Here is a 16,875-nt window from a genome sequence, read left to right as displayed (position 1 = left end):
CGCTAGCGTCCACGCGCCCCCGGAGCCCGCCACCCCGCGCCGGTCGGCGTGTCGGGCGGCGGGACGTCGGTCAGCCGTCACTCTTCCGTAAGGCCGGAATGCCCGATTTCGGCGCGCCGCGAACGGGCCCGCTCCCTAGCCTGACAGTCATGAAGGCGTTCCCCTCCAAACTCCGGAGCCCGAGACTGACCAGCCAGCTCGGACTGTGGCTGGGCGCCATGTTCGGGGTCTGCTTCCTCACCGGCTTCATCAGCCACGAGATCCAGCACCCGGCGTCCTGGTTCTGGTGGCCGGCCCGGCCGGTCTGGCTCTACCGCGTCACCCAAGGCGTGCACGTCGCGACCGGCCTGGCCTCGATCCCGCTGCTGGCGGCCAAGCTCTGGGCGGTCTTCCCGCGGCTGCTCAACCTCCCGACGGTCAAGAAGTGGACCCAGGTCAAGGACTGGGCCCAGCTGATCGAGCGCGTCAGCGTCCTGGTGCTGGTGGCCGCCGCGATCGTGCAGGTCGTCTCCGGCGTCCTGAACATCGCGCGCTGGTACGCCGCGATGGGCTTCTTCTTCACAGTCCTGCACTACTGGACCGCCTGGATCGCCCTCGGCGCGCTGCTGGTCCACGTCGGCGTGAAGCTGCCGGTGATCCGGCGCGCGCTGTCGGCGCCGATCCGGCCGCTGCGCCAGCCGCCCACCGGCCTGACCCGGCGCGGCCTGCTCGGCACCATCGCCGCGACCTCGGCGGTGGTGACGGTGGCCACGGTGGGGGAGACGGTCCGGCCGCTGGCCGGGGTGTCGGTGCTCGCCGACCGCGATCCGCGCGTCGGGCCGCAGGGGCTGCCGGTGAACGCCTCCGCGCAGGCGGCCGGCGTGCGGGCCGCGGCCGCCGATCCCGGCTGGCGGCTGGAGGTGACCGGGCCCACCGGGAGCGTCCGGCTCAGCCTCGACGACCTCGCCGCCATGAAACAGACCACCGCCACGCTCCCGATCGCCTGCGTCGAGGGCTGGAGCTCCAGCGCCGACTGGACCGGCGTCCCGCTGCGCGACCTGGTCGCGCTGGTCGGCGGCGACCACGGCAGCCAGGTCACGGCCGTCTCGTTGCAGCAGTACAGCGCCTACGCGACCTCCATCGTCGACCCGCCGCACGCCCGCGACCCGCACACCCTGATCGCCCTGCGGCTGCGCGGCGAGCCGCTGCACGTCGACCACGGCTACCCCTGCCGCCTCATCGCGCCGGACCGCCCCGGCGTCCTGCAGACCAAGTGGCTCTCGCGGCTGCTCGTAGGGAGCCCGTCATGAAGATCCCGAAGCCGGACATGAGCGGCACGGCCTGGGCCCGGCGGCTGTTGGTCGCCGCGGGCGTCGCGATGATCGCCTTCGCGCTGTTCGGCGGAGGCGCGGCGAGCCTGAGCACTTCGCCATACCTGAAGTTCGTCGTGAAGGTGACGCTGGCAGTCCTCGTCCTCGCGCTGCCGCTGACCCTCGCGGCCGGGTGGCTGATCGGCAAGGTCGTGCCGGTCGTCGTACGTCCGATCGTGCAAGGGGCCTGCATCGCCACCGCGCTGATCGTTGCGATCGCGCTGCCCGCGGTCCTGGGACACGGCCGTGACCCCGCCATGCCCTCCGCGCTGCCGCGCAACTACGCCACCGGTCTGTGGACCGTCCTCGCCGTCGTCTGGGCGGCCGCCATCGTGCTGATCGTCGTACGCATCGTGCGACGCCGAACCCATCCCTGACAGGAGCCATTCCCATGAGCGACCAGCAGCCCATCGACGTCTTCGCCGCCGCCGACCTCGACGACGGCGATGTGAAGACCATCCCGGCCAAGGTCACTGGCTGGTCCGACGCGATCACCGTCTTCCGCGACGGCGACGACTTCTACGCCCTCGACGACACCTGCCCGCACGAGAAAGCCTCGCTCGGCGAGGGCTGGCTGGAGAACGGCGAGATCGAGTGCCCGCTGCACCAGAGCCGGTTCAGCCTCAAGACCGGCGCCGTGACCTGCCTCCCGGCGACCCGGAACGCGCGCCCGCACCGCGTCGAGGTCGTCGACGGCCGGGTGTGGCTGACGCCGGGCCAGGCGCCGACCGACGCCGCATGAGTGAGATGAGCTCTGAGCCCCGGCACGTCGCGGTCATCGGCGCAGGACTGGCGGCGGTCAGCCTGTGCGCGGCCCTGCGCGCCGGCGGCTACACCGGCCGGCTCACCGTCCTCGGCGACGAACCCTGCCAGCCCTACGACCGGCCGCCGCTGAGCAAGCAGTTCCTCGCCGGCGAGCGCGGCGTCGCCGAGATCGCGGTGCAGCCCGCGCAGTGGTATGTGGATCAGGGCATCGACCTGCGGCTGGGCATCGCCGTCGCCGCGCTGGACGCCGACACCGGACGCGTCGAACTCGCCGACGGCTCGGCGCTCGCCGCCGACGTGCTGGTCCTCGCGACCGGCGGCCGGGCCCGGCGCCTGACGGCCCCCGGCGGCCAGGCGGCCATGGTTCTGCGGACCCGCGCGGACGCCGAGGCGCTGCGCGAGCGCCTGGTTCCGGGGGTGCGGGTGCTGATCGCCGGGGCCGGGCTGATCGGCGCGGAGGTCGCGGCGACGGCCACGCACCGGGGCTGCCGCGTCACGCTCGTCGATCCGAACCCGCTGCCGATGGAACAGGCGCTCGGACCGCACGCAGCCCGCGCGCTGCACGCTCAGCACGCCGCGCACGGCGTCCCCGTCGTCCGCGGCGGGGTCTTCGCCGTCGAGCCGGGAGAGGTGACGCTCTCCACCGGCGCGAGCGTGCCCGCGGATCTGGTCATGGCGGGCATCGGGATCGTGCCCAACGTCGAGCTGGCCCAGGACGCCGGCCTCGACGTCGACAACGGCGTCCTGGTCGACGCCGGGATGCGCACCAGCGCCCCGGACGTCTACGCGATCGGCGACATCGCGCGAATCGGCGGTAGTGCGCACAGATCAGAACACTGGGACAACGCTTGCCGCACCGCCGACGCTGCGGCCCGCTCGATCCTCGGGCTGCCCCCGGAGGCCCGGCGCGCGCCGTGGTTCTGGACCGACCGCTACGGCACGCACCTGGAGATGACAGGGCTCTACGATCCCGCCGCCGAGGCGGTGCCGCGCGGCGATATCGAGGCCGGGGCCGGAACGGTGTTCTACCTCCGCGACGGCCGCTGCGTCGGCGCGGTGTCCCTGGACCGTCCGCTGGACATCCGCGCCGCTCAGCGCCTGATCGACCGGGACGTCCCGGTGCGGGCCGAGCGGCTGGCAGACGAGGGGACGGACCTGCGCAAGCTGGTCGCGGCGCGCGCCTGACAGGACGATCCGGGCGTCCGGCGGCAGACTTGAAGCCTGAGGTGACATCCCGGAGGCAGCCATGGCACCCGATGAGACGACGATGGACGCCTGGATCGTCCGCCGCCCCGGCCCGATCGCGGACGGCCCGCTCGACCTGGTCCGCAAGCCGGTGCCGACGCCCGGGCCGGGGGAGCTGCTGGTCCGGGTCGTGGCGTGCGGGGTCTGTCGCACCGACCTGCACGTCAGCGAGGGCGACCTGCCGGTGCACCGGGAACACGTCACGCCCGGGCACGAGGTGGTCGGCACGGTCGCGGCGCTGGGGCCCGACACCGACGCCGACACCGACACCGACACCGACGGCTCCGGCTTCGCGGTCGGCGACCGGGTCGGCGTGGCGTGGCTGCGCGGTACCTGCGGGCGCTGCCGGTTCTGCCTGCGCGGCGCGGAGAATCTGTGCCCGTATTCGGCCTACACCGGATGGGACGCCGACGGCGGCTACGCCGAGTTCACCACGGTCCCGGCCGCCTTCGCCTACCGCCTTCCGTCCGGCTACACCGACGCCGAGCTCGCGCCGCTGTTGTGCGCGGGGATCATCGGCTATCGCGCTCTGGAACGCGCGGCGGTGCCGGCCGGCGGCCGGCTCGGCATCTACGGCTTCGGCGGCAGCGCGCACCTCGCCGCGCAGGTCGCGCTGGCGCGCGGAGCGACGGTCCACGTCATGACGCGCGGAGAGAAGGCCAAGCGGCTGGCCTTGGACCTGGGCGCGAGCTCCGTGTCCGGCGCGTATGAGGACCCGCCGGAGAAGCTGGACTCGGCGATCCTGTTCGCGCCGGTCGGAGACCTGGTTCCGGTGGCGCTGCGCGCGCTGGACCGGGGCGGTGTCCTGGCGATCGCCGGGATCCACCTGTCCGACGTCCCGCCGCTGGTGTACGGACGCGATCTCTTCTACGAGCGCGAGATCCGCAGCGTCACGGCGAACACGCGTTCCGATGGCGAAGCGTTCCTCAGATTCGCCACCGAGCACCGACTTGAGGTACGGACGCACGAGTATCCCCTGCGCCAGGCTCAGAAAGCGCTCCAGGACCTTGAATCAGGGTACTTTGATGGTGCGGCCGTTCTGGTCGGAAGTTCATGACGGGAAGTGATTGACCGCACACGTTCCGTTACATACGGTGCGGATGTGACGATTCCTACCGAACCGATCGGCAGCATCCCGCGCTCCCCGGAGCTCCTGAGTGCCCTGACCTCCCACGCCCAAGGCGCGCTGCCGGACTCGGCCCTGGCCGAGCTGCAGGACCGGGCCGTCGCCGAGACCGTCCGCCGGCTCGAAGAGCTGGGCTCCCCGGTGGTCACCGACGGCGAGCAGGCCAAGCCGAGTTTCGCCACCTACCCGCTCGCCGGTCTGAAGACGCTGGACCCGGACGGGGTGGTGATCCCGTTCGCCGACGGCCACCAGCGGCAGCTGCCGACGCTGACCGCAGGGCCGTTCCGCTACCAGACCAATGCGGAGACCTACCTGCGCGCCGCCCAGCGGCACGCGACCAAGCCCGTCAAGCAGGCCGTGATCGCCGCGTCCGCGCTGAGCCTGCTCTACCCGCCGGCCGGGATCCAGGGGTATCCGCAGGCGCAGTTCATCTCCGACCTCGTCGACCAGGCCGAGGCCGATATCCGCGGCTGCCTGGACGCCGGGGCGCACGTGGTGCAGCTGGACTTCACCGAGGGCCGGCTCTCGCTCAAGCTCGACCCCAGCGGGGGTGTGCTCAAGCAGTTCATCGACCTCAACAACCAAGTGCTGGACCGCTTCACCGATGCCGAGCGCGCGCGGATCGGCGTGCACACCTGCCCCGGCGGCGACCAGGACTCCACGCACAGCCTGGACGTCGACTACGCCGGCCTGCTGCCGGACCTGTTCCAGCTGCGCGCGGGCACCTTCTATCTCCAGCTGGCCAGCGAGGCGGATCCCGAGCGGGTGCTGAGCATCGCCGCCGAGCAGATGCGGCCCGGGGTGCGGGTGTTCGTGGGCGTGACCGATCCCATCGACCCCAGCGTCGAGACGCCGGAGCAGGTGCGCGACCGGGTGCTGGCCGCGGCCCGGCACATCCCGGTCGACCGGTTGGGGACCTGCGACGACTGCGGGTTCTCCCCGTTCGCCGACGACACCTCCACCTCGCGGGATTTGGCATTCGCGAAGATCCGGGCGCGCGTGGAGGGTACTGCGATGGCCGCGGAGGCGCTGGGAGTCTGACCCTGCGACAGGCGCGGGCCACATGTGCGGTGACCGTCCGCGAGACGGCCTCGGCCCGCGCTTGTGTGTTGGTCTGTTTGTCAACCGCGCTCGGAGCGCACAGTAGCTGAGTCAGTACTCGTAGACCTGCACTCTTAGTGTGCCGGTCCTCTCCCGTTCTTCAGCCATTCAGCCGTTTCCAGGCTGAGCGTCACGCGCCGGGCCTAGGTTCCCTTGCGGCGCCACCTGAACGCTGGCTGAAAGAGGAGCGCATGGACACCACCGTCGCGGTACGAGGCCTGGAGATCACCGAGGCCTTCCGCGATGCCGTGGTCCTCGATCACGTCGCTGTGAGCGTAGTTCTCGGGGCCTCAGTGGGTCGGTCCGTGACGGCACTCGGCGGTGTCCCCGCCGGTATCGCGGCATATGAATCCGCTCCCTCGGCCTCGCCGATGTTCCGAACCCGCTGTGGCAGATCGGCGGCTCCGTCGACCTGCGTCCTACCCAGTGAAGGAATACCTCGATGCAAGTAACGCGCCGCAAGGTGCAGAAGGCGAGCGCCTTCGAGCGCTCCGCCGGTGTGACGCGCCACCGGCTGTCCAAGGTGGCGGTCGTGGCGGTCGGACTCGTCGTGACCGGGGCCGGGGTCGGCTCGGCCTCGACCCGGCAGCTGGGCCACGAGCAGGTCGGCCAGCTCACCAACAAGGGCGAGGTCATCGCCAGCGACCAGACCATCAACCCGATCGGCACCCGCCTGGTGGTGAACCAGGGCAAGATCATGGGCGCCACGGTCAGCCCGGACGGCACGCACGTGGCCGCCACCGTCGCCGACGGCACCGGCAGCCTGGTCATCATCGACCTGCGCAGCTACCAGGTGGAGCAGGTGATCGGCAAGGGGGCGAACGTCAACCTGGCGATCAGCGGCAACGACGTCGGCCAGGCCTCGCCGACGTACTCGCCCGACGGCAAGTCGCTGTGGATCGGCCGGGCCAACGGCTACACCAAGTTCACGGTCGGCTTCGGCGGCATCCTGTCGAACCCGGTGGACGTGGCCATTCCGGCCTCCGGCTCGCAGCAGGCGCTGTCGGCCAAGGCGGTCTTCTCCGCCGACAGCTCGACCGTGTACGCGGCGATCAACGGCCAGAACCGGGTCGTGGCGATCAACGCCGCCACCGGGGCCGTCACCCAGAGCTGGACCACCGGCACCGCCCCGCGCGGCATGGTGCTGGTCGGCGGCAAGCTCTACGTCAGCAACGAGGGCGGCCGCGCCGCCGTGCCCGGTGACACGACGATCAACTCCTACGGCACCCAGGTCCCGGCGAACCCGGCCACCGGCGCCTCCAGCACCGGCACGGTCAGCGTGATCGACACCGCGAACCCGTCGGCGACCGTCGGCAGCATCGCCGTGGGCACCCACCCGACCGCCGTGTACGCCTCCGGCGACACGGTCTTCGTGGCGAACACCACCGCGAACACGGTCTCGGTGATCGACGCCAAGAAGGACAAGGTCGTCCAGACGATCGCGACCCAGCCCTGGCCCGAGGCCTCGGTCGGCTACGAGCCCGACGCGATCGCCCTGACCCCGGACGGCCACCTGCTGGTCAGCCTGGGCCGGGCCAACGCGGTCGCGGTGTACCACTTCACCTCCGCCGCGCAGCCGGCCAGCTACCTGGGCCTGCTGCCGACCGACTACTTCCCGGCCGAGGTGGCCTCGGTCGGCAACCAGATCGTGGTCGCCAACACCCGCGGTGTCGACGCGCTGCGTCCGAACGTCGCGGCCGGCCACAACACGCACGACACCACCGGCAGCCTGACCCGCTTCACGCTGCCGACGGACCAGCAGATCCGCGCCTACACCGGCAAGGTCTTCTCGTACAACGGCTGGACCCCCGGCTCGGTGAAGTACGCGGCCAACGGCCAGGACGCGCAGACCGCGCAGGACGCCGCCAAGCACGCCGTGCCGGTCCCGGCGAAGATCGGCGACCCCTCGACGATCAAGCACGTGTTCCTGATCGTCAAGGAGAACCGGACCTACGACCAGGTCTTCGGCGACCTGCCCCAGGGCAACGGCGACTCGACGCTGACCCAGTACGGCGAGGCCGTCACCCCGAACGAGCACGCCCTGGCGCAGCAGTTCGGCCTGTACGACAACTTCTACGACACCGGCACGAACTCCGCCGAGGGCCACAACTGGCTGATGCAGGCGGACGACCCGGAGTACACCGAGTCCTCCGCCGGCGAGTACACCCGCAGCTACGACACCGAGGACGACGTCCTGGGCCACCAGGAGTCGGGCTTCATCTGGAGCGGAGCCCAGGCCGTGGGCAAGAGCGTCAAGGACTACGGCGAGTTCCAGTCGCAGGACATCCAGCCGGCCGGCGCGTCCTGGCAGAACTACTACTGCGACGCGCAGACGATGGCCGCCACCGGCGCGCCGAGCCAGTACCCGATCACCGCCGTCTCGCCGATCCCGTCGCTGAGCGCGGTGTCGGTGCCGGGCTTCCCGCGCTTCGACCTGACCGTGCCGGACGTGTACAAGACCCAGGTCTGGAAGCAGGACTTCGAGAAGAACGGCCCGGCCGCGCTGAACATGCTGTGGCTGTCCAACGACCACACCGGCGGCCCGGTGACCCCGGCCGCCGGCGTCGCCGACAACGACCTGGCGGTCGGCCAGATCGTGGACACCATCTCGCACAGCCCGTACTGGAAGGACTCGGCCATCTTCGTGGTCGAGGACGACTCCCAGGCCGGCCTGGACCACGTGGACGGCCACCGGGCGCCGGTGGAGGTCATCAGCCCCTACGCCAACCACGCCGCGGTGGACAGCCACTACTACTCGCAGATCACGATGGTCCGCACCATCGAGCAGATCCTCGGCATCCACCCGATGAACCAGCTCGACTCCGCGGCCACCCCGATGACCACGGCCTTCACCTCGAAGCCGAACTTCGCGCCGTACACCGCCGTGCCGAACCAGACGTCGCTGACCCTGGGCCTGCCCCAGCAGCCGGCGTGCGGCCCGAACGTGCCGGCCGGCCAGACCACGTCCTCGGTCGCCAAGGCCGACACCACCGCGACGGCCGTCCCGGCCGCGCAGGCGGCGGTCGCGGCGCAGTGGAAGTCCTGGGCCTCGCGGCAGCACCTGACCGGTCCGGGCGCGATGCCGGACTTCGCGAACCCGGTGCTGATGAACCGGTACACGTTCTACCAGACCACTGGCTGGACGAAGGCGTACCCGGGGGACAGCAAGATCCTGGCGCCGAACGACGTTCCGGGTGCGTTCCTGCCCGGGTCGGCGGACAACTGATCCGGCGTTCGGCAAGTACGTTGCTTGACGCTTGAGGGGCGCTCGGCCGGTTCGTTCGGCCGGGCGCCTTCAGCGTCGGTGCTCGCGGGCCGGGTCCATGGCGCGCCACACCGGGTGGACAGCGGGGACGAGGGTCACGAGCAGATAGATCACGGCGACGGCCAGCAGCGTCTTATCGAGCCCGGCAGCGCTGACCGCGTAGCCGGCGACGAGCCCGCCGAGCGGGGTGACCAGCAGTGCGGCCGAGGTCATGGCGCCCAGAACCCGGCTGCGCAGGTGTGGCGGAACGGTGTCGTAGACCGTGGCGCCGATGATCGGGTTGAGGCAGCCGCAGGCCAAGCCCTCGACGGCCATCATGACTGCGAGCGGGGCCAGGCTGTGTGTCGAGGCGGCGACGAGGAAGCGTGGCGCGCCGACGATGAGGAACGACACGGCGTAGAGCCACCGCCGCCTGACGCGTTCGCCGTAGGCGCTGTAGAGGAGTGCGCCGACGAAGGCGAACAGTCCGAAGAGGGTTTCGAGCAGTCCGAGCGCGAGGGCGGAGCCAAGCTTGGTGCGCACGTCGTCGGGCAGCAGAACCGTGCTCCATCCCTGGTCGAGGCCTTGTGCCAGCAGGGCGGTGGCACATATGCCGACCAGGAGCGGCGTGCGCAGGACGATACGGATCCCCTCGACGAGGTCGGCGTGGTAGGCGCTCGGAGACATCCGTGTTCTCGCGGTATCGCAGGTTTCTGTGAGGCCGCGCAGCCCCAGGGCTATGGTTCCGGCCGAGACGATGAACGTGCCGGCGTCGACGAACAGGACGCGGCTCGGGCCCAGCGACGTGATCAGCACGCCGCCGAGCGCCGCGCCGAGCATGCTCGCGCAGCGTGAGGCGCCGTCGTAGAGGCCTGCCGCCCGGCCGAGTGGCGTCGTCGAGAGTGCGGCCAGGTCCGGTACGAGGGCGGAGCGAGCCGTGTCGCCGGGTGCGTGACAGAAGCCTGCGAGTCCCATGAGTAGGCACAGGGCCCAGAACCGCAGCTCTCCGGCCGCCTGGAGGAGTGGGATCGTGACGGTGAACGCTGCGCTGGAAAGATCGGAGAGCACGGCGGCGCGGCGCCTGCCGTACCGGTCGACCAGCGGTCCGAGCAGTGCGGACGAGGCGACCACCGGTGCCATCGTGCAGAAGGCGACGATGCCGGCGCGGGTCGCGCTGCCGGTCGTCACCAGGACGAACCACGGGACGCCCAGCTCGGTCAGCGCGTTTCCGGTGACGGAGACGACGTTCGCGGCCAGGAGCGCGAAAAGCGGACCTCGATCCCGGCTCCGGCCGGTGGACGGGCCGCAGGGGGCTGGTCGGGGCACGGGTTCGCATCCTGCCAGCCACCGCGAGCCCGGTCGACCGGATTCTGCGGCGCCGCGGGCTCAACATTCCTTCTTTGCAAACTCTGTATCAGTTTTTTGCGCAACTCCATCTGAGTATTGCGACACCTGCGCGAAATCTATACGGTGACCCACGCATGGAGAGGAGTTGCGATGAGACCACATCGCCCCACCGTGCGCGGCTTCCTGCCGCGCCTGCTCCCGCTCGCCCTCGTGGTGGCCCCGGTGACCGCACTCGCGGCGCCCCACGACACCGGCCCGGCCGTCGTCAGGACCGCGGCCTCGGTCGGTGCGAGCCAGGGCTTCACCAGCATGGAAGCCGAGACCGGCACGCTGCTCGGCGGGGCCTCGGCGGTGTCGCTGACCGCGCCGCCGACGACGGAGTACTCCAGTGCGGCGCTGGAGGCGTCCGGGCACGGGTACGTGCACCTGGCCTCCACAGGGCAGGGGGTGCAGTGGACGAACACGACGGGAGCGCCGATCAGCTTCCTGAACGTGCGCGTCAACATCCCCGACGCGCCGTCCGGCGGCGGCATCACGTCCACGCTCGACCTCTACGTCAACGGCGTCTTCCGGCAGGCGTTGAACGTCAACTCCAAGCAGACCTACATCTACGAGGGCACGAACTACAACAACAGCGACGACAAGAACCCGGCCGACGGCGACCCGCGCGTCTTCTGGGACGAGTCGCACAGCTTCGTCACCGGCGCCGCGATCGCTCCCGGCAGCACCTTCTCGGTGGTGAAGGATTCCGCGAACAGCGCCTCGTCCTACAACGTGGACGTCGTGGACACCGAGAACCCGCCGGCGCCGATCGCGCAGCCGGCGAACTCGATCTCCATCACCGACTGCGGCGCGGTGGCGGACAACGCCCCGACCAACGGCAGCGCCGATTCCGCGGCCCAGGACAGCACCGCGGCCATCCAGAACTGCATCAACCAGGCGCAGTCGCAGAACAAGACCCTGTGGATCCCGCAGGGCACGTTCTACCTCAAGGGCACGACCGGCCTGCAGGCCACCGGGATCACGATCGCCGGCGCCGGCATGTGGTACAGCACGATCTACCGTGACGTCCCGCTGCCCAACAGCCAGCCGCTGGCGGCGGTGTTCTCGGTGACGTCGTGCACCGTGCAGAACTTCCACATCGACTCCGACGCCACCAGCCGCGGCACGGCCGGCGGCGACGGCGGCGCGATGGACACCACCGGCACGAACTGGGTCGCCGACGGGATGTGGAACCAGCACACCGAATCAGGGTTCTGGGCGTCCGGGACCGGCGGCACCGTCAGGAACAGCCGGGTCACCAGCGAGTGGGCCGACGGCATCAACCTGAACAACGTCTCGCTGACCGGCACCGTCGGGAACAACCTGACCGCGACGAACAACTTCGTGCGCGGCACCGGCGACGACGCGATGGCGATCAACTCGGTCGCGTACAACGGGTCGACGACGTACACCGCGATGTCGAACGTGACGCTGACGAACAACACGCTGATCGCGCCGTGGGGCGGCAAGGGGATCGGGATCTACGGCGGATCCGGGCACCACGTGCAGAACAACTACATCAGCGACACGGCCCGCTACATCGGCCTGGGCGCCGGGCGGTTCGGGGTCAACGGCAGCGACCTGCACGGCGCGACCGTGTCCGGCAACGTGGTCGTGCGCTCCGGCGGCGACGCCTACAACCAGGGCCAGCCGGCGTTCCACATCGGCAACGGCGGTGACGGCCAGAACACCGGCGTCGTGGACAGCGTCAACGCCACCGGGAACACGATCACCAACTCGCTGTACGACGGAGTCGGGTTCTCGCAGTCCACGAACAGCACCTTCGCCAACAACACGATCACCTCGCCGTCGCGCAACGGCATCGTGATCCAGCCGCCCTTCTACCCGGCGCCCAGCGGCTCGGCGTCGATCACCGGCAACACGGTCACCGGGCTCGGCAGCGGTTCGCAGCCGTACATCAACAACTCCAGCGGCTTCACCGCGACGGTCAGCGGCAACAGCTGGCAGGGCGGCGGCGGGACGCCGGAAGGGCCGTACGGCGGCACGCCGGCCGCGGTCCCGGGCACGGTGCAGGCTGAGAACTACGACACCGGCGGGGAGGGCGTCGCGTACCACGTGACCTCGACCAACGGCAGCGGCAACGCGTACCGCTCCGACGGCGTGGACCTGGAGACGACGTCGGACACCGGCGGGGGTTACGACCTCGGGTGGACCTCCGGCGGGCAGTGGTTCCGGTACACGGTGAACGTGGCGAGCGCCGGGACGTACACGGTGAGTCTCCGGGTGGCGGCGCCGTCCGCGGTCACCGGGGCCCTGCACCTGTCGGACGCCTCCGGCACCAACCTCTCCGGCGCGGTGAACATCCCGGCGACCGGCGGCTGGCAGAACTGGACGACGGTGACGGCGAACGTGACGCTGCCGGCCGGGAAGCAGGTGCTGACGCTGAACGAGGACACCGGCGGGTGGAACGCCAACTACCTCGCGCTGGCGGCGTCCGGCGGCGGGAACCCTCCGCCGAACCCGAACCTGGCGCTGAACCAGCCGGCCACGGCGAGCGGTTCCAACCAGAACTACGTGCCGTCGAACGCGGTGGACGGGAACACCTCGACGTACTGGGAGAGCACGAACAACGCCTTCCCGCAGTGGTTGCAGGTCGATCTGGGCTCGGCGCACAGCGTGGGACGGGTGGTGCTGAACCTGCCGCCGTCCTCGGCGTGGGGTGCGCGGACGCAGACGATCCTGATCCAGGGCAGTACGGACGGGACGAACTACACGACGCTGGTGCCCTCGCAGGGCTACACGTTCGATCCGAACAGCGGGAACACGGCGAGTGTGACGTTCGGGGCGGCGAACGTGCGATACGTGAAGCTGACGTTCACGGCGAACACCGGCTGGCCTGCGGGGCAGCTCTCGGAGGTGGGGGTGTACGCGAGCTAGGGTGAGTGCGTGACCGAAATCCACGCCGACCCCGACCGAGCGGTTGCCGGGATCGCCGACGGGTCCACCGTCCTCGTCGGCGGTTTCGGCCTGGCCGGGATGCCGGTCGCGCTGGTCGACGCCCTGATTCGGCAGGGCGCGAAGGACCTGACGATCGTCTCGAACAACGCCGGCAACGGCGACACCGGCCTCGCCGCGCTGCTGGCGAAGCGGCGGGTGCGGAAGGTGGTCTGCTCGTTCCCGCGCCAGTCGGACTCGTACGTGTTCGACGAGCTGTACCGCGCGGGGCTGGTCGAGCTGGAGCTGGTGCCGCAGGGAACACTGGCCGAGCGGATGCGGGCCGCCGGGGCCGGGATCGGCGCGTTCTTCTGCCCGACCGGCGTGGGCACGCCGCTGGCCGAGGGCAAGGAGACGCGCGTCATCGACGGGCGCGCCTACGTGCTCGAATACCCGATCCACGGCGACGTCGCGCTGATCAGCGCGCACCGCGCCGACCGGATGGGCAACCTGGTGTACCGCAAAACCGCGCGCAACTTCGGGCCGGTGATGGCGACCGCGGCGACGCTGGTGGTGGCGCAGGTGCGCGAGCTGGTCGAGGTCGGGGCGCTGGACCCCGAGGCCGTGGTGACGCCGAGCATTTATGTGGACCGGGTGCTGATGGAGGCCGAGCGGTGAGCGCGGAGGACGCCGCCGGGGAGGCTCGCGGGACCGGTGCGGATGCCGGACGGTCTGGTGCGGGCGCCGGTTCTGATGCCGGAGCCGGAGCTAGTGCCGGAGCTGGTGCTGATGCCGGAGCCGGAGCCGGAGCCGGTACTGGAGCTGATGCCGGTGCTGATGCCGGTGCCGGTGCCGGTGCCGGAGCTGGAGCTGGAGCGGGAGCTGGTGCCGGAGTCGGTACTGGTACTGGTGCTGGAGCTGGAGCTGGAGCCGGTGCTGATGCCGGAGCTGGTGCCGGAGTCGGAGTCGGAGTCGGAGTCGGAGCCGGTGCTGGAGCCGGTGCCGGTGCCGGAGTCGGAGCTGGTGCTGAAGCCGGTGCTGGTGCCGCCGGTGCTGCGCGTCGCGGCGCTGATTCTGGTCGCGGCAGCGCGAGCGGGCTTGATCGCGGTGGCGCAGACGTGAGCCGTCCCGCCGCGGGTTCCGAGCGCTGGGCCGCGGATGCTGACCGGCGGAACGTGGGTGCCGCGCGTCGTGCCGCGGATGTCGAGCGTGCCGGTGCCGGTGCCGGTGCCGGCTCGCGCTCCGCCACCGAACGCCCCGGCCCGAGCGCGCATCCCGGCCCGCTCTCCAAACACGAGATGGCGGCCCTGGTCGCGCGCGACATCCCGGCCGGCGCGTTCGTCAACCTCGGCATCGGCCTGCCGACCCTCGTCGCCGACCACCTTGCCGCCGACTCCGGCGTCGTGCTGCACACCGAGAATGGCATGCTCAACATGGGCCCGGCGGCTCATGGCGCCGATGTGGACCCCGACCTCACCAACGCCGGGAAGGCGCCGGTGACCGAGCTGCCCGGGGCGTCGTACTTCCACCACGCCGACTCGTTCGCGATGATGCGCGGCGGCCATCTCGACTTCTGCGTCCTCGGCGGGTTCCAGGTCTCGGCGGCGGGCGACCTCGCCAACTGGCACACCGGCGAGCCGGACGCGATCCCGGCCGTCGGCGGGGCGATGGATCTGGCGATCGGCGCGCGCCGGGTGTTCGTCATGATGACGCTGTTCACCAAGGCCGGGGAGCCCAAGCTGGTGCCGCGGTGCACGTATCCGTTGACCGGCCTGGGATGCGTCGACCGGGTCTACACCGACCACGCGATCTTCGACCTCACGCCGGAGGGCGTCCTCGTCCGCGAGACCTTCGGCCTCACCATCGACGACCTGGCGAATCTCCTGGAGGTACCGCTCAGATGAGTGCTGAAGGACCGGTCGGCGCCGACCGGGAACAGGCCGTGACCGACGAGGTGCTCGCCAGCTTCGCCGGCACCGCCGACCCGCGGCTCCTGGAGATCCTGCAGGCTCTGGTGCGCCATCTGCACGGCTTCGCCCGCGAGGTCCGGCTCGGCCAGGGGGAGTGGGAGGCGGCGATCGACTTCCTCACCCGCGCCGGGCACATCACCGACGACCGGCGCCAGGAGTTCATCCTGCTGTCCGACGTCCTCGGGCTGTCCATGCTGACTGTCGCGATCAACGAGCCGAAGACGCCCGGCGCGACCGAGGCGACGGTCTTCGGCCCCTTCTTCGTCGACGGCGCGCCCGAGGTCCCGCTCGGCGGGGACCTGGCACGCGGCGCCGCCGGGACGCCGTGCTACGTGTCAGGGCACGTACTCGCCACCGACGGCACGCCGCTGGGCGACGTGCGCGTGGACGTCTGGGGCGCCGACGAGGACGGCTTCTACGACGTCCAGTACCCCGGCGAGCGCTCGGCCGGACGCGGACGGCTGCACACGGCGCCCGACGGCGGCTTCCGCTTCTGGACCGTCCTGCCGACGCCCTACCCGATCCCGCACGACGGCCCCGTCGGCGACCTGCTCACGGCCGCCGGCCGCAGCCCGATGCGTCCGGCGCACCTGCACTTCATGGTCACCGCGCCGGGTTACCGGACGCTGATCACCCACATCTTCGTCGCCGGCGACCCGTATCTGGGCTCTGACGCGGTGTTCGGAGTGAAGGACAGCCTGGTGGTCGAGGCCGGTCACCACGAGGGCGGCGAGGCGCCGGACGGATCCCGGCGCGCGGGGGCCTGGACGAGCATGGCCTACGACCTGGTGCTGGTGCCCGAGGACGCCGACTGACCACCTCCCTCAGCCCTCGTCGTCCTCCGGGAACGTCCGCGCCACGAAGGAACTGATATGACTCCGCATCAGGTTCCTGACCTCCTCGGTGTCACCCCGCATGGCGGCGGTCAGGATCGCCCGGTGCTCGGCCGCCTCGTGCTCCCACGACGCCCGCCGCGCCCACGCCGCGGCCGACACCAGCGCGGTCTGGTCGCGCAGGTCGTCCAGCGCCCGGACCAGCAGCGGGTTACCGCAGCCGAGGTACATCTCGCGGTGGAACGCGCGGTTGGCCAGCGAGCGCTCCGCGGCGTCGCCGGCCCGGTCGGCCGCCTCCAGGGCGGCGCGCGCCGCCGACCAGTCGGTGCGTCCGGCGACACTGCGTCCGGCGGCGGTCGGCTCCAGCAACAGGCGCATGTCGTAGATGGAGCGCGCGTGGGCCCGGTCGATCTCGCGGACCGTGGCGCCCTTGTAAGGGCTCATCGTCACCAGCCCGGTCCCGGCCAGCGTCTTGAGCGCCTCGCGCACCGGCGTCTTGGACACCCCGAGCTCGGCGGCCAGGTCGGTCTCGACCAGCGCCCGGCCGGGCTTGAGCTCCCCGGTCAGGATCGCGTGCTTGATCGCCTCCAGCACGGCCTCGGTGCGGGACGGGAGCGCGCCGGGGCTGGATCCGGCGGTTCCGAACAGCGCTTCCGGCATGGGGGGCTCCTGGCGGGCCGAGGATTCTCAGATCTCAGATATGAGATATCAGGGAAGCGTAGATGGCGCGGGGATCCAGGTCAAGAGCGGGAGATCATCGGCTTCGCCTCGCAGTACGACCGGCAATCCTTCCACGCTGATCCGGTCGCGGCGTAGCAGGGGCCGTTCGGCGTGTTCGTCGGTCGATCGCCGACTCGGGAGCGCAATCTGGGAGATGCCGGCGAACCCCGAATCCCAGTTGCATCGCAGTGTCATGCGTTAGTCGGCGAGACGGGTTGTTCGCCTGGTGCGGTGAGGA

14 protein-coding genes are annotated in these 16,875 nt (G+C 70.9%); 12 read left to right on the top strand and 2 right to left on the bottom strand.

The annotated features are described in order from the left end of the window. Window positions 1–149: 149 nt before the first annotated feature. The 7 genes from ABH935_RS10120 (at window position 150) to ABH935_RS10090 (ending at window position 8,812) form a co-directional block, all read left to right on the top strand. Entirely contained in the window at window positions 150–1,289 is a 1,140-nt protein-coding gene (locus ABH935_RS10120) for a molybdopterin-dependent oxidoreductase (RefSeq protein ID WP_370377552.1), read from the top strand. Continuing rightward, window positions 1,286–1,726, top strand: a complete 441-nt coding sequence (locus ABH935_RS10115; RefSeq protein WP_370377551.1) for a hypothetical protein — start codon at window positions 1,286–1,288, stop codon at window positions 1,724–1,726. The genes ABH935_RS10120 and ABH935_RS10115 overlap by 4 nt, the downstream gene beginning before the upstream one ends. A 14-nt stretch (window positions 1,727–1,740) precedes the next feature. Beyond that, a complete protein-coding gene (locus ABH935_RS10110; protein WP_370377550.1) occupies window positions 1,741–2,091 on the top strand; it encodes a non-heme iron oxygenase ferredoxin subunit in 351 nt (116 codons plus the stop codon). Window positions 2,092–2,096: 5 nt separating this feature from the next. Beyond that, window positions 2,097–3,299, top strand: a complete 1,203-nt coding sequence (locus ABH935_RS10105; RefSeq protein WP_370377549.1) for an NAD(P)/FAD-dependent oxidoreductase — start codon at window positions 2,097–2,099, stop codon at window positions 3,297–3,299. An 82-nt stretch (window positions 3,300–3,381) separates the two neighbouring features. Continuing rightward, on the top strand, window positions 3,382–4,416 hold the full coding sequence (locus ABH935_RS10100; protein ID WP_370377621.1) for a zinc-binding alcohol dehydrogenase family protein: 1,035 nt from the start codon (window positions 3,382–3,384) through the stop codon (window positions 4,414–4,416). A 45-nt stretch (window positions 4,417–4,461) separates the two neighbouring features. Further along, window positions 4,462–5,526 (top strand): cobalamin-independent methionine synthase II family protein, encoded by a 1,065-nt coding sequence (locus tag ABH935_RS10095; protein WP_370377548.1) that lies wholly within the window; start codon window positions 4,462–4,464, stop codon window positions 5,524–5,526. Between the two features lie 502 nt (window positions 5,527–6,028). Next, a complete protein-coding gene (locus tag ABH935_RS10090) occupies window positions 6,029–8,812 on the top strand; it encodes a bifunctional YncE family protein/alkaline phosphatase family protein (protein WP_370377547.1) in 2,784 nt (927 codons plus the stop codon). A gap of 69 nt (window positions 8,813–8,881) precedes the next feature. Here ABH935_RS10090 and ABH935_RS10085 read toward each other — a convergent pair whose 3' ends face one another. After that, window positions 8,882–10,156: an MFS transporter gene (locus tag ABH935_RS10085; protein ID WP_370377546.1), complete on the bottom strand. Its 1,275-nt coding sequence runs from the start codon at window positions 10,154–10,156 to the stop codon at window positions 8,882–8,884. Between the two features lie 171 nt (window positions 10,157–10,327). Between ABH935_RS10085 and ABH935_RS10080 the strand changes: the two genes are divergently transcribed. The 5 genes from ABH935_RS10080 (at window position 10,328) to ABH935_RS10060 (ending at window position 15,899) form a co-directional block, all read left to right on the top strand. Further along, window positions 10,328–13,117, top strand: coding sequence for a discoidin domain-containing protein (locus ABH935_RS10080; protein ID WP_370377545.1), 2,790 nt, complete (start codon window positions 10,328–10,330; stop codon window positions 13,115–13,117). Window positions 13,118–13,126: 9 nt separating this feature from the next. Beyond that, window positions 13,127–13,792: a 3-oxoacid CoA-transferase subunit A gene (locus tag ABH935_RS10075; protein WP_370377544.1), complete on the top strand. Its 666-nt coding sequence runs from the start codon at window positions 13,127–13,129 to the stop codon at window positions 13,790–13,792. A gap of 42 nt (window positions 13,793–13,834) precedes the next feature. Further along, window positions 13,835–14,236 (top strand): hypothetical protein, encoded by a 402-nt coding sequence (locus ABH935_RS10070; RefSeq protein WP_370377543.1) that lies wholly within the window; start codon window positions 13,835–13,837, stop codon window positions 14,234–14,236. 176 nt (window positions 14,237–14,412) lie between these two features. Beyond that, window positions 14,413–15,018, top strand: coding sequence for a 3-oxoacid CoA-transferase subunit B (locus ABH935_RS10065; RefSeq protein WP_370377620.1), 606 nt, complete (start codon window positions 14,413–14,415; stop codon window positions 15,016–15,018). After that, the gene (locus tag ABH935_RS10060; protein WP_370377542.1) at window positions 15,015–15,899 is read left to right on the top strand and encodes an intradiol ring-cleavage dioxygenase; all 885 of its coding nucleotides are present in this window, start codon (window positions 15,015–15,017) and stop codon (window positions 15,897–15,899) included. The genes ABH935_RS10065 and ABH935_RS10060 overlap by 4 nt, the downstream gene beginning before the upstream one ends. Window positions 15,900–15,908: 9 nt before the next feature. On the opposite strand, the gene ABH935_RS10055 is transcribed toward ABH935_RS10060, so the two are convergent. Beyond that, entirely contained in the window at window positions 15,909–16,577 is a 669-nt protein-coding gene (locus ABH935_RS10055; RefSeq protein WP_370377541.1) for a GntR family transcriptional regulator, read from the bottom strand. Window positions 16,578–16,875 lie beyond the last annotated feature (298 nt).

This window comes from Catenulispora sp. GAS73 (assembly GCF_041262085.1).
In the GTDB taxonomy this organism is placed as follows: Bacteria; Actinomycetota; Actinomycetes; order Streptomycetales; family Catenulisporaceae; genus Catenulispora.
This window is presented reverse-complemented; position numbering and strand designations above follow the sequence as displayed.

Bases quoted from the DNA above. Each gene is read 5' to 3' on its own strand.
- ABH935_RS10120 (WP_370377552.1), top strand. From the start codon at position 150: ATGAAGGCGTTCCCCTCCAAACTCCGGAGCCCGAGACTGACCAGCCAG.
- ABH935_RS10115 (WP_370377551.1), top strand. From the start codon at position 1,286: ATGAAGATCCCGAAGCCGGACATGAGCGGCACGGCCTGGGCCCGGCGG.
- ABH935_RS10110 (WP_370377550.1), top strand. From the start codon at position 1,741: ATGAGCGACCAGCAGCCCATCGACGTCTTCGCCGCCGCCGACCTCGAC.
- ABH935_RS10105 (WP_370377549.1), top strand. From the start codon at position 2,097: ATGAGCTCTGAGCCCCGGCACGTCGCGGTCATCGGCGCAGGACTGGCG.
- ABH935_RS10100 (WP_370377621.1), top strand. From the start codon at position 3,382: ATGGACGCCTGGATCGTCCGCCGCCCCGGCCCGATCGCGGACGGCCCG.
- ABH935_RS10090 (WP_370377547.1), top strand. From the start codon at position 6,029: ATGCAAGTAACGCGCCGCAAGGTGCAGAAGGCGAGCGCCTTCGAGCGC.
- ABH935_RS10080 (WP_370377545.1), top strand. From the start codon at position 10,328: ATGAGACCACATCGCCCCACCGTGCGCGGCTTCCTGCCGCGCCTGCTC.
- ABH935_RS10070 (WP_370377543.1), top strand. From the start codon at position 13,835: ATGCCGGACGGTCTGGTGCGGGCGCCGGTTCTGATGCCGGAGCCGGAG.
- ABH935_RS10065 (WP_370377620.1), top strand. From the start codon at position 14,413: ATGGCGGCCCTGGTCGCGCGCGACATCCCGGCCGGCGCGTTCGTCAAC.
- ABH935_RS10060 (WP_370377542.1), top strand. From the start codon at position 15,015: ATGAGTGCTGAAGGACCGGTCGGCGCCGACCGGGAACAGGCCGTGACC.
- ABH935_RS10055 (WP_370377541.1), bottom strand. From the start codon at position 16,577: ATGCCGGAAGCGCTGTTCGGAACCGCCGGATCCAGCCCCGGCGCGCTC.